9 protein-coding genes and 3 pseudogenes are annotated in these 12,174 nt (G+C 46.4%); 1 reads left to right on the top strand and 11 read right to left on the bottom strand.

The window, feature by feature from the left end; translation table 11 throughout:
- Positions 1-202: 202 nt before the first annotated feature.
- The 5 genes and pseudogenes from V7K36_RS34215 to V7K36_RS20575 all read right to left on the bottom strand — a co-directional run.
- Positions 203-511, bottom strand: a pseudogene (locus V7K36_RS34215) (transposase); the annotation flags it as partial.
- Positions 511-922: pseudogene (locus V7K36_RS34210) on the bottom strand (transposase); the annotation flags it as partial. The pseudogenes V7K36_RS34215 and V7K36_RS34210, both read right to left, overlap by 1 nt.
- Entirely contained in the window at positions 912-1,103 is a 192-nt protein-coding gene (locus tag V7K36_RS20585) for a hypothetical protein (protein WP_442948490.1), read from the bottom strand. The pseudogene V7K36_RS34210 and the gene V7K36_RS20585, both read right to left, overlap by 11 nt.
- A 215-nt stretch (positions 1,104-1,318) precedes the next feature.
- Positions 1,319-3,001 carry an alpha/beta hydrolase gene (locus tag V7K36_RS20580; RefSeq protein WP_335118753.1) on the bottom strand — a complete coding sequence of 561 codons (1,683 nt, stop codon included), beginning with the start codon at positions 2,999-3,001 and terminating at the stop codon, positions 1,319-1,321.
- A gap of 164 nt (positions 3,002-3,165) precedes the next feature.
- Entirely contained in the window at positions 3,166-3,576 is a 411-nt protein-coding gene (locus tag V7K36_RS20575; protein ID WP_335118751.1) for a hypothetical protein, read from the bottom strand.
- Between the two features lie 227 nt (positions 3,577-3,803).
- Here V7K36_RS20575 and V7K36_RS20570 point away from each other — a divergent pair, with 227 nt between their 5' ends.
- The gene (locus V7K36_RS20570) at positions 3,804-4,043 is read left to right on the top strand and encodes a hypothetical protein (protein WP_335118749.1); all 240 of its coding nucleotides are present in this window, start codon (positions 3,804-3,806) and stop codon (positions 4,041-4,043) included.
- 118 nt (positions 4,044-4,161) lie between these two features.
- On the opposite strand, the gene V7K36_RS20565 is transcribed toward V7K36_RS20570, so the two are convergent.
- The 6 genes and pseudogenes from V7K36_RS20565 to V7K36_RS20545 form a co-directional block, all read right to left on the bottom strand.
- On the bottom strand, positions 4,162-4,752 hold the full coding sequence (locus tag V7K36_RS20565) for a GUN4 domain-containing protein (RefSeq protein ID WP_335118747.1): 591 nt from the start codon (positions 4,750-4,752) through the stop codon (positions 4,162-4,164).
- Between the two features lie 163 nt (positions 4,753-4,915).
- Positions 4,916-8,188 carry an efflux RND transporter permease subunit gene (locus V7K36_RS20560; protein WP_335118745.1) on the bottom strand — a complete coding sequence of 1,091 codons (3,273 nt, stop codon included), beginning with the start codon at positions 8,186-8,188 and terminating at the stop codon, positions 4,916-4,918.
- Between the two features lie 134 nt (positions 8,189-8,322).
- Complete coding sequence (locus V7K36_RS20555) at positions 8,323-9,600, bottom strand: efflux RND transporter periplasmic adaptor subunit (RefSeq protein WP_335118744.1); 1,278 nt, start codon at positions 9,598-9,600, stop codon at positions 8,323-8,325.
- A gap of 103 nt (positions 9,601-9,703) precedes the next feature.
- Positions 9,704-10,075, bottom strand: a complete 372-nt coding sequence (locus V7K36_RS34205) for a lipocalin family protein (protein ID WP_442948489.1) — start codon at positions 10,073-10,075, stop codon at positions 9,704-9,706.
- 130 nt (positions 10,076-10,205) lie between these two features.
- A pseudogene (locus V7K36_RS20550) lies at positions 10,206-10,823 on the bottom strand (amidohydrolase family protein); the annotation flags it as partial.
- An 82-nt stretch (positions 10,824-10,905) separates the two neighbouring features.
- The gene (locus V7K36_RS20545; protein ID WP_335118741.1) at positions 10,906-12,159 is read right to left on the bottom strand and encodes an NAD(P)/FAD-dependent oxidoreductase; all 1,254 of its coding nucleotides are present in this window, start codon (positions 12,157-12,159) and stop codon (positions 10,906-10,908) included.
- Between the last annotated feature and the right edge of the window lie 15 nt (positions 12,160-12,174).

The following is a 12,174-nucleotide window of genomic DNA, read 5'->3' as shown; positions in this document are numbered from 1 at the left end:
ATATCTAAATGCGTGGTTATACTGATTCGTTTCGGCATAGTTCAGCGTTTTCATCCCTACTTTTATCATAAGTGATTATCCGAACATGATATTACCCGTAATTATCTTTATAACTTATGCCAAATTAGTACGCAACTCCTGATTAATAGTTAGGGTTTGCTGAAAAAGTAGTAAAAAAGTAAGAGGAGGGTTGACTAGTTATTCAAACAAAGTCAAATATAAGCGTTTGTTGTCTATAACTGCAAAAATGATAATTTTTAATTATACAAAACGGCAAAAAAGTTCTATTTTTGAAAAATAGACATAAAAAAGCACAAAAAAGCCGTGACAGGTGAGTAGAAAGATTCATCACTAAAAAAGTAATAGCAATTGCAGTTTGAGAAGTATGAGATAGTTTAGCCATGACTCTACCCAGGCTAAATCTTCTTTTACCTTGCCCAAATTTTCCCTCAATACAATTACGAATCCGAGAGGATTCCAAATCTTGTTTCTTTTTTTCTTTACTAACATTGTTCTTGGTTTTTTATCTACTTGAAGCTTCACCTGTTCATAAAGTAAGTCGATGATTTTTTCTGTCTGCTTTCTCGCGTGATTTAACAACTCTAAATCTGTCGGATAGCTGATATCACCTGGCGCACAGGTCGCATCTAATATCAATTTTCCCCGATTTTTGAGCGTACTATCTTCTTTTCCTGGTTCTTCTGTTTTTTTTTCGGTGCTAATCGAAGATGCTGTTTCTAGCATCTTCTTTACCGTTCCTTGATTTACTTTGTTGACTAGAACGACACTGATTCTTTCACGAAAATGGACTAACATTGATTGCATCAAATGGAGCTTCATTGCTATAAGATGACATCCCTATAAACTACTGTAGATAAGGATTTTCCTTTATTTATTCTACAGTTTCTCTATCACTTATCCCTTAAAGATAGGTGTTCGTTTATTACCTTTTTAAGCAAGGATTGTCTTTGTAACTCATTCTTAACTCGTGCAATTGCAGTAGCTTTTGTGTAGGCAATCTCCCCTGGACGTAGAGTTTCCAAGATATCATCGGGCAGATTCAACAGAGGTAAGCGGTTTTTCACAAAAGATTCCCATGTCATTAGCCCTAATGAATCAAAGAGAGCTTGTACCCCACATTCTGCACTTCATCGTGTAATACACGAGGATTTCCAACATCTGGCTAATGGTGGTTAAATAGCAATCACAAATCCCCAATAATTGTCAATATTAATACTTAATAATTGAGCATTATTAGTAAATATTCTTGAATATCGATGTATTACATCTTGAAGTGCGGAATGTCGGTTTTATCTTTTTACTTTTTATGGGGAAATCCTGGTGGTAGCAACCTGACGAAATAAACCTTTATTGGTTCATCAAGATTCGAGTTCTTCACATAAGATGCACTTAGAAAAGGACGATATTCAGTCTGGTGAGCAAGATATACTTTCATGAAAGCGGTACTAAAAGCCTGAACATGAATGCGTCCTAATTCTGGATCGCGCCCAGAGAAACCAGAAAAACGGTTAGAAGATGGTAAAACTACAGTACTCACACCAGCAATCAAATCAGTATGAGTCCCTTTGTCACCAATACCCAAATACTTTTCTTTGGTAGTCAACCAGTTAAATGCTTGTATTTGTTCCAAAAAGACGGGAGTAACCGTGTCTGCGGCTCCAGCAGCAATGGCTACGGGAATTTCGATTCGGCTAAGACCTGCTTGACCAAGAATACTACTCGTGACTGGATTCAGAGCAATCACAGCTTTCACTCGACGATCGCCTAAATCTAAATTACTTAAGTTTTGTTGTATTTGTTCATAATCAGGAGAATTTTTTCCCAGTGCTAAAGCACGACACTGCAATAACAACGAAACATTGACCGGATCGGGTTCAGATTTACAATCTTTGTGCAACTGATTAATATTGATGCGTGCGCCAGCTAAGACTAAAGCTGTGTAACCACCAAAAGATTGTCCAATCACACCAACTTCTTGGACATTGATTTTTCCTTGTAGCCAGGGATCGGATTTTGAGCGCTGTTCTAATTGATCGAGTACAAAAGTTACGTCTAAGGGTCGATCAATCAATTCGGTGTCTGCAAATACTTGTTGGCTTCTCCCTGTTAATAATGCTTGCATTTGGAGAGAATCACTACCAGAATGCTCAGGAACAACAACAGCAAACCCATAGGATGCTAAATTTTCTGCTAAGTAAGCAAAGCTATCGCGATCGGAACCTAGTCCATGAGAAATGACTACAACTGGTGCAGGTGTTTGACTTTCAGGTAAATAGATATCTGTTTGAATGACCCTAGTTTTAATGCTGCCAGTTAGGGATCTACGATTAGTATCCATAAAAGCGATCGCTTTTTTCTGCCAAGAAAATGACCCTGACTTGTTATATAAATCTGGTAATTTTGAGATATTGACAGATGGTTCAGTAGATGCTTCTGTAGTAGACTGTTGATCGATTACGGAGAGAGCTTGATTTGTCTCGTTTTTCAGACTGGAAAGTTGATTCATCAGTGCTAAAAGCTTTTCAGAGTTAATCCGAATACTCTGTGAAGGGAAGTAGCGCATAGTATTCAGTAGTGTCAATCCTCCTGGGTCAGCCGCAGCTAGAATCAACGCCGCACGAATTGCATAAAAACCGTTTTGTCCTGAATCTGTTTCAATCAATTCACCCGCAGACTTTAACATCGATTCTCCGATGTCTGAATAGAGAAATTGAGAGATTGCTACGGGACTTAATTGTTGTTGTTCAGTCAAAACCTGACGCCCTTGAGCAACATCCTCTGGTTTGAGCCGCTTTGTATATGATGCTAGTTGGCTGCTAATTTTACCTTCTTGAGCATAAGTTTTTAAATCAGCAACAGAAACAGAAAATTCTAAAATACTGTAAGAAAATTTTATTTGTTCAGCACCAAGATCTGGCATCATTCCCATGCTCAACATCCCGATCGTAGTACCAATCCAAACAGGAATTTCAAGTCTCATAGTATCGTGTGCATGAGTAATTTGACCGAACAAGGCAAAAGTAAAAAGTTAAAAGGCAAAAGAAATAAAAATAAACATGGTCTCAGAGCAACTAAATTTATTTATGGGGATTATCTTTTTACTTTTTATTTCTTAATTATGGTGTCCAATGCTTAACGGAGATGTTAATTCGGCTCTGCTGGCGGTGGTGGGAAATCGGGTATCGTACTCTTTGCAAAGGGCGAGCGAGCCGAAAACAGGTTTTTCAAGCGTGCCTGCACCCACTCAGTAAACTGAAAGTGATGCTCCGTCATACCCAGCAAGCCCATATCTTGCAATTGTTGCCGCACATTTTGATAAATTTCCGTCTCTTTCGTCATTTCATGAGCGAATCCCTCCGCTAAATCTGGGTGTAACCGTAGCAATCGATGCTTGAGTAAACGCTTCAGCAGAGTCGAGAGGATAATAACGATCAGGAATACCAGCGTCAGTTTTAGTAGCCACAGCAGGGAGATTGACGCATCTCCAACTTTGAAAAAGGTCGCTTTGATGAATTGATCGCCATTGAATAGAAATTGCTGGAGTTGAGAATTCATGGAGTCCGATCGCCTAATGCATCAATGAGTTGAACTAATGGTGCCTGATGCCTTTCGAGAAATAAACCAATACAAACGCGATCATTCCTATCGCTCCCATTGCCTTGTCTACTGTTATCAATACGGCAGGGATAAGCATTAACAAAAGCAGTAGATTGTGCTTGAATATAAACATCTTGAATCGTTTTTGCGTATAGTAAAGCAAAGTTTCAACTAAGGGGAAAATTTTGAACATTCGACTGATTTTCTTCTCTGGAGTTATAACGGCACTGATCGGTTCAGTGATTGGCTTAGGAGCCGCTCAACTGGGTCAACGCGACTTCAATCACCTCAGGTATGAAGGCAAATCGTACCAAAACTTATATCGAAACTATGCGCTGATTGGAGCCGGATTAGGCTTTGTCGCCGGCGTTGGACAGGCCTGTGTTCGAGAGTTAAAAGCACAGCGCGATCAAGAAGAAAGCTAGGACTGCTTAAATGGCATAGCTTAATAGGACTTACGCAAAAACTCTCCCAAACTTTTATTTCTCAGTGTTCTCTGCACCTAGAGCGGTTGGTTTTTTCATTATTCTGCGTAAGTCCTACTTAAATAGCACAGGTGATCAGACGAGCGAAGAAGTAGTTCGTCATTTTTGAGCCGAAGGGGGAATTCCACCAGCGGGAGGGATGACAGCCTTTTGGTGCATTCAGGGTATAGTCCAGTTCGTCACATTTTTGCCACTGACCATTGATTCGCCAGCCGACTTGCTCGCCAAAACGTTCAATCACGGAATTATCCTGAGCGATCGTGGTATTGAGACTCCCGCCTACACTTTGATACAGTTGAACCTGAGCGCTAAACCCAAAGTGCTCCTGGCTGTAGGTTGTCCACAGTTTGTCAATAACCCGCAGTTGGTTACACGAGAACTGCTTGACATCATTGGGAGTAATGGACTCTAGCTCAGTGTGCCCGGTAATTTCCAAAATCACTTGAATTGTTTCTAAATCAGCTTCTCGCCATTTGCCTACTGCTAGTAACTCACTTAACCTCTGAAATCGATAAACATCCGCAACCAAAAGTAAGGTTGCTTCAATTTTCTCAACTCGTTCTGAAAGCGACAAGGGTTGAATTTTCGTTTCGAGTTGGGTAATGCGATCGCTGAGTGGAGTATCCTTGTTTTCTGGATTTGTAGACATTTTTTGATCCTCTTATTTGTCAATGACTGCCATGAAAGAACAAAGAATAAACGAGGAATATAACGGTTGGAATAAAGATCAGATGGTCTACCCAATCATCCAACTCCCAATCCCCGAATAATTTCCTGAACATCCACTTGTCCTCCTGAAGTTTAATTCTGTGTTATTCGCCTTGTGGAGACGCTTCATGGTTGAACGTTGAAGCCGCTACCTCTTTTTGATTCTGTGTCGATTCAGTCGGTGGTTCATCTCCACCTGCACCGGGTTTCCTCGGTCTACCGGGACGCAAGAATCGGTCTTCCAAACTCTTGATGACGACGTAGAGAACGGGAACTAAAAACAAACTCAAGACTGTTGAGAAGGCGTAACCGCCTAAGAGCGCTGTACCGAGTGACCAGCGGCTCATGGCTCCTGCGCCTGAGGCCACCACCAGAGGATAGAATCCCAGTATCCCTGCCAGTGCCGTCATCAAAATGGGACGTAACCGCTCTTCAGCCGCCCGGATGGCAGCTTGCGTGATGTTCATGCCGAGTTCACGAGATTGATTGGCAAATTCCACAATCAGAATCGCGTTCTTACTGGCAAGACCAATCAGCATGACCAGCGCTACCTGGGCGTAAATATTGTTATTAATAACGGGCCATACACCCCCTGCTTGAAAGACACTAGCCCGAAACACAATCGCACCGAGCGCACCCAAAATCGCTAGCGGCACCGTCATCAAAATGATCAGGGGATCGATATAGCTTTCATATTGCGCGGCTAACACTAGGAACACGATCACAAAGGCTAAACCGAAGATAATCGGTGCAGCACCCCCGGAGGATTTTTCCTGAAACGCCGTTCCCGTCCACTCGTACTCAAATCCAGGCTGCAATGACTGTTTAGCAACCTCTTCCATTGCCGCGATCGCCTGTCCAGTACTATAGCCCGGTGCAGGCGCAACATTAATCTTGATCGCCGGATACACATTGTAGTGGGTGATGATCGGCGGATAGGAGGTCTGTTCCGTGCGGACTAACGTACTCATTTGCACGAGATTACCATCTTGCGATCGCACATACAGCCGACTAATATCCCCTGGGTTGGAGCGGAAGCTTCCTTCGGCTTGAGCATAGACTCGGTAAAGTCGTCCTCCCAACACATACTGGTTGACATAATTCCCACCCAGATACGTCTGCATGGTTCCGAAAATGTCATCAATATTAATGTTTTGGGCTTTAGCTTGGTTGCGATCGATCGACACTTGCATAATTGGGGCGGCGGTTGTGAATTGGGTAAACACACCTGCCACTTCTGGGCGCTGCCGAGCCGCCCCCATGAATTGTTGAGCGCTAGCCACCAGGGCTGCCATCGGCAGGGCGGCTCGATTCTGAATGTAAAGCTCCAAGCCACCAGTGCTGCTCAATCCATCGACTGGCGGTGCATTGGCAGCAACTAATCGGGCATCGGCGATCGGAAATAGCTCCTGGTTCACTTTCTTCAAGATGCCGAAGACTGAATGCTCCGCGCCTGGACGCTCTTCCCAGGGTTTGAGCTTCACGAAAAACAGCGCCTTATTGCTGGCGTTTCCTTCAAATCCAAACCCTGCTAAACCCGTGATCCCCTCAACCTCTGGATGTTTGAGAATCATTTTCTCCACTCGCTGCACGAGCGCATCCGTGTAATTCAGAGAAACACTCGGCGGACCTTCACCGATGATAAAAAAGTATCCTTGATCTTCTTCGGGAATAAATCCTTGCGGGGTTGTGATGTAAATCCAGCCCGTAGCAACCAATGCAGCAATAAAGACGACCATCACCCCCCATCGCACGCGCACGAGGAATTGCAGCGATCGCACATAGCCGGCTTTCATCCAGTCGAAAAATCGGTTAAACCAGCGAAATAAGATGGCGAGCGGCCCATGAGATTGGCGAGGAGGACGCATGAGGATTGCGCCCATGCTAGGTGAAAAGCTGATGGCGTTAAAGGTGGAAATGGCGATCGAGAAGGCAATAATCAGCGCAAATTGTTTGTAAACAATGCCCGTTGTCCCTGGGAAGAACGAAACCGGAATAAACACCGCCATCAACACCAGCGAAGTGGCAATGACAGCAGACGTGAGTTCTTCCATTCCATCCAAAGCGGCTTGCATCGGTCGCATTCCCTGGGAGAGCTTTTCCGCAACGGCTTCCACTACAATAATCCCGTCATCCACCACCAGACCTGTGGCGAGAATCACGCCGAACAAGGTCAACTGGTTGAGGGTAAACCCAAAGACAAAGGCGCACGCCATCGCGCCAATCAAAGACACGGGAATGGCAAGAGCCGGAATGATGGTAGTCCGCCAGTTTTGCAGGAAGATGAAAATGACTAAAAATACTAGCAAAATCGCTTCAATTAAGGTTTTAACCGCCTCATTCAGCGCTGCCGCAATGAACTCTGTATTGTCGAGTGAGAGCGTCGCTTTGATACCAGGGGGAAACTTTTTCTCTAACTCGGTGATCCGGCTTCTGACTAACTCTGCGGTATTCCAAGCATTCGTTCCAGGGAGCTGGTAAACCAGTAATGTCACAGCCGGGTCATTGTTAAACAGAGAAGCTGTGCTGTAGTCCTCTGCGCCCACTTCGGCTCGCCCCACATCGCGGATGCGCGTGATCGTGCCATCTTTGCCAACCTGCACGACAATATCTTCGGCTTCCTGCGGCGTCGAAAACCGCCCTACCGCCCGCAGCGCCATTTCATATTGCTGTGACTCTGGCGTAGGCTGCTGCCCAATGCGTCCAGCCCCCACCTGAATATTTTGCTCAGAGATGGCTTTGATGACATCTTGGGCTGTCACCCCTCTGGCAGCTAAATCATCTGGATTGAGCCAGATCCGCATCGCATATTTTCGTTCCCCCACAATCACGGCATTCCCCACGCCCTGAATCCGTTTCACCTCATCCAGAATGAACTTATCGACATAGTTGCTCAAAAAGACGCTGTCGTAGAAATACTTCCCCTGTTCATCTTTCTTGGAGGCAATGGAATAGGCAAGCGTAATCGTTGGAGATTGTTTCTGGGTTGTTACCCCTGTCTGGTTGACTACGGTCGGCAGGGCAGCTTCAGCCACCGCCACGTTATTCTGAACCAGTACCTGAGCTGTGTTGCGATCAATCTCAACTGGAAACGAAATGTTAATGCTGGTTTGTCCATTGTTGGTTGTTTGGGACGACATATAAACAACCTGCTCTGTGCCATTAATTTGTCGTTCCAAGACCGTCGTGACATTCTCTTCCGCTGTTTTGGCATCGGTACCCAAATAATTAGCGGTGACAGAAACTTGTTTCAGCGCCAGTTCCGGCAGCTTGTCAAGTGATAACAGCGGCAGACAAATTCCTCCAATCAGCACAATCAGAATTGTGCAAACGGTGGTCAAAACAGGTCGCTTAATAAAGTTGCTGGCAATGCTCATAATCAGAAGGGATACGACAAAAAAAGAAGCGTTTTTGTTACCAAACAAGTAAAAAGTTAAAAGCCAAAAGAAGGAAGAAATAAAAAAGGGTTTAGAGCAAGTAAATTTATTTATGGGTATTTACTTTTTACTTTTTAAGGGTTTGTGGAGACAGCACGACTGGACGTATTGGCATTATCCGGTTGAATTGGCGCACCGTCAACCAGACTTTGAATCCCTGACACAATCAACTGTTCGCCTGACTTGATGCCTGAAATGACTTGATAGTTCTGATCTTGAATCACACCAAGTTTCACGGGGCGTTGCCGCGCCACCTGAACGGTTTTTCCATCTTTGGATAGGCTTTGGGCCACAAACACAAAATCTTGTGCGCCCACCTGGGAAACGGCAGATGTGGGAATCAACACCCCTGGCTTGCTTGCCCAGAGTAATCTGGCTCGAACATACTGTCCATCTCGCAGTCTGCCACCCTGATTGGGAAACCGAGCCTTAATCAAGATGCCTTGTGCGCTTGTATCGACTTGAGGGGAGATGTAATAAATGCTTCCCGTACCCAGAAGTTTGTTCGTTTTAGGATCGACTAGGTTCACGGTCAATCTGGGACGCAGTTTGGCAGCGTAGTTGGACGGCACCGAGATTCGCATATTGAAAGCGTTATTGCGAGTGATGGTGGTAATGGTTTGACCAGTATTCAGATAGTCTCCGACTTTGACCTGAAAGTCGCCCACAATGCCACTGATCGGAGCCAACACCTGTTTATAATTCAAATTCACGCTGGTGGCCGTTGTCTCAGCTTGAGATTGTTGCACGTTTGCTTGGGCTTGAGCAATAGACGCTTCATCGGCGTTGACTTTCTTTTTAGCCGCATCCAGTTTGGCGATCGCTGTTTCCAGATTATTCTGGGCAATATCCAGTTCTTGTCGTGCCTGTGCCCCCTCGCTGACCAATTTCTTTGTCCGATTGAACTGGATTTGCTGAAGCTTGACATCAGACTGAGCGCTGACCTGATCGGCTTCGGATGCTTGCAGTTGAGCTTGAGCCGTTACCACGGTTGATCGCACTGAATTTATCTTTGATTTGGCACTGGCAACATCGGCTTGCGTTTGATCGAGACTGAGGGCGGCAATCAGAGTTCCCTGCTTGACGCGATCGCCATTAACAACCAAGATTCGGTCAATGCGACCTTCTATCTGAGGCTTTAGGGTGACTCTCTCGTCAGCTTCTAGCGTTCCGACAAACTCAGAGCTTTCTTGGAGCGTTTGGGTGGCTACTTCTTGCACTTTAACTACCGCCGGTGGCGGGCCTTTAGCTGTTGCTGCCGGATCTTTTTTTCCACAACCACTCAGCAGGAGGGCAGTGAAGAGTGCTGCACTCAGCAAAGGATGACTGATTCTGATGAATTTAGCTGGCATAGGCTTAATCAACACAGAGAACAGAACGGAGAAGATCGAACACAGAATCACTCATTGAATTTTCACATATTTTAAGGTCAATATCCGTTCTTCCCAGGAACCGCTACTTCCAGTTACCGACGAGTTCGACGACGGCGTGTCCCGTGACGCTTTTGCCTAGCACTTCGCCGAAAACTGTGTTGGCACCCTCATATTTGTGAGCCTCGATCAAAGAGACAACTTCCTGTTCACGCATCCTCGGCTCGACCTCAATGCGTGCCTTCAGTGCCGGAATCGAGACGCTCCAGCGCGTGGGATAGCGATGGTCAGTCGCCTCGCTTGTCCAGATATTGGTGGCATCCTTTGCCAGCGGCTCGATATCCACAAGTTCGTGACGACCATTGGGATGCAGAACTGTCGCAAAGGCTTGCTCCTTGCCATTGTCGAGAATGTCCCAAAGGCTGATGCGATCGCCATTGTCCAGGCTGATGCTCATCCAACTCCACTCGTGAGTCACTTCGGTAATCCGAGGCGCTAATGATTCGATTCGCTTGGCACTGTCTCGATACGCCCAGGACATTTGGATCTGCAATGCTGATCTGATGTGCCAGATAGGGGAGCGTGCCGCCGCCGTGGGTGGAGATGATGTTGATCTGGTCGAAACGCTGCTTGGTGCCGGACAGCACTAGATTTGTGACCATACGAGTGGAGTCGAACATAAATTCGAGGACGGAAACGTTGATCCGGCTGGTCTCGACATCAAAATAGTCCGGGGCAACCGGATGAACAAACAGCGTCACACCGCGCCGATTCATCTCGTCGAACCAGGGATCGTATTCGGGTTCGCCCAGGTACTTACCACCCCGGTGTGTGCTGACACCTAAGCCTTCTAGCTTCAGGACATCGAGCGCGTAAGTCATTTCTTCGATCGCCGCATCCATGTCGTCCATCAGCACAACCGCAAACGCACCAAAGCGCGAAGGGTACTGCGCGACGAGTGCTGCTAGTTCCTCATTGATCTGGCGTGCGATCGCCTGACCCTCGCTCCCGACGAGATGTTCTGCCAAAGCTGGCTGGGACAGGATGCCGACATCAATGCCATGTTGATCCATCACCTCGATATGCTGCTCGGCAGACCAGGGCGGCAGCGTCACGCCATCGGCACTCCCCGACTCCCCAGTAAGCGCCTGGACATAAGTAGGGAGCAGGGGATGGGTATGTACGTCGAAAATAGCATCGGACATGGAACCTCCTGAGATCATCCATTCACAAATTTATGTAACGCGATCGCACCCGCATAAATTAATTACCGCTTCATCTGTACGGTCAGAGCTTGTACTTAGCATGGTGGAGAATTCCATCACTCAGCCATTCAGCCGTCACTTTCAGATTATGCGAAGGCAATGGCAGCATCTCCAGATATGCCAGTTGCCGGATCAGGTATCCCGGTCTGCCCTTGACTTCGTACCGATCAAAAATCTCCGCTGCCCCCTCTTCCATGCCTAGCTTCATTAAGGTGCCTCGCAAAGACACCTGACTGTCTTTCAGGGTTTCACCCTTGGAGAGGGCAATCAAGTTCTGAGCGATCGCCTTTGCCTGCTGATAAGCCACTTGCGCTAAGGCGGGTTGCGGTAGATGTTGGGTCACACAATCGCCGCCGGCAAAAACGTCTGGATAATTGATTAACTGGAGAGTCGGGGTAACAAAAGGACGACCGTGGCGATCGCGGTCTGTTTCCGGAATGGGAAGATTTTTAATCAGCGGATGTACTGCTGTTCCTGCCGTCCAAACTATTGTTTCAGCTTCTAAAACAGCAGGCTGACCGTCATAGGTATACTCAATCTGACCTGGATGCAGCATTGTTACCGTAGCCCCCATCAGCAATTCAACCGGAATCACCCGCTCTTGCAGAGCAGTTCGGGCTGTTTCACGTAGGCGACCATTGACATCGCCCGCGAGAATATCTGAACTGCGATTCATCAGCACAATCCGAATTTCTTGAGGATCGCCGCCAAATTGGACATAGAAAACAGGTAAGCTATCCGCCAAAGTGGCTACGAGTTCAACACCTGCTGGACCTGCCCCAATTACGGCGATCGTCAGCAATTTTCGACGCAGTTGGGGGTCTTCAGTTTGGCTGGCGCGTTGAAAGCACTGGATAATGCGCTGCCGTAGCGCTAATGCATCCTCTCCTGTGCAAAATGTCAAAGCATATTCAGCCGCTCCCGGTGTGCCAAAGTAGCCAACTGCGCCTCCCACTGCCAACACCAGATGGGTGTAGGTGTAATGCAATCCAGAGACTAATTCCACCTTTGCCTCTGTCAAGTCGATTTGACACAGCGTGTCTTGCAAGAAGGTAACGCCAGTGCCTTGCAGCAGTTTTTGGTATCTGGGCCAGACCTGATTACCATCCATCTGTCCATTGAGAAACTCATACAGCAACGGCTTAAAGATAAATCGCTCCGATTTATCAATTAGGAGGACTCGACCAGAATATCGGTGCTGGCTGAGGTAAAGAGCAGTGAACAATCCTGTGAAACCACCACCCAAAATTACAGTTTGCTGATTTAAACTACTCACTTCAACCTCCGAATC

The sequence above is a fragment of the Nostoc sp. genome, from assembly GCF_036919555.1.
GTDB lineage: Bacteria > Cyanobacteriota > Cyanobacteriia > Cyanobacteriales > Nostocaceae > Nostoc.
This window is presented reverse-complemented; position numbering and strand designations above follow the sequence as displayed.

Coding starts and splice junctions, on each gene's coding strand:
- V7K36_RS20555 (WP_335118744.1), bottom strand. CDS start 9,600: ATGCCAGCTAAATTCATCAGAATCAGTCATCCTTTGCTGAGTGCAGCA.
- V7K36_RS20565 (WP_335118747.1), bottom strand. CDS start 4,752: ATGTCTACAAATCCAGAAAACAAGGATACTCCACTCAGCGATCGCATT.
- V7K36_RS20580 (WP_335118753.1), bottom strand. CDS start 3,001: ATGAGACTTGAAATTCCTGTTTGGATTGGTACTACGATCGGGATGTTG.
- V7K36_RS20560 (WP_335118745.1), bottom strand. CDS start 8,188: ATGAGCATTGCCAGCAACTTTATTAAGCGACCTGTTTTGACCACCGTT.
- V7K36_RS34205 (WP_442948489.1), bottom strand. CDS start 10,075: ATGAGCATCAGCCTGGACAATGGCGATCGCATCAGCCTTTGGGACATT.
- V7K36_RS20585 (WP_442948490.1), bottom strand. CDS start 1,103: ATGACATGGGAATCTTTTGTGAAAAACCGCTTACCTCTGTTGAATCTG.
- V7K36_RS20575 (WP_335118751.1), bottom strand. CDS start 3,576: ATGAATTCTCAACTCCAGCAATTTCTATTCAATGGCGATCAATTCATC.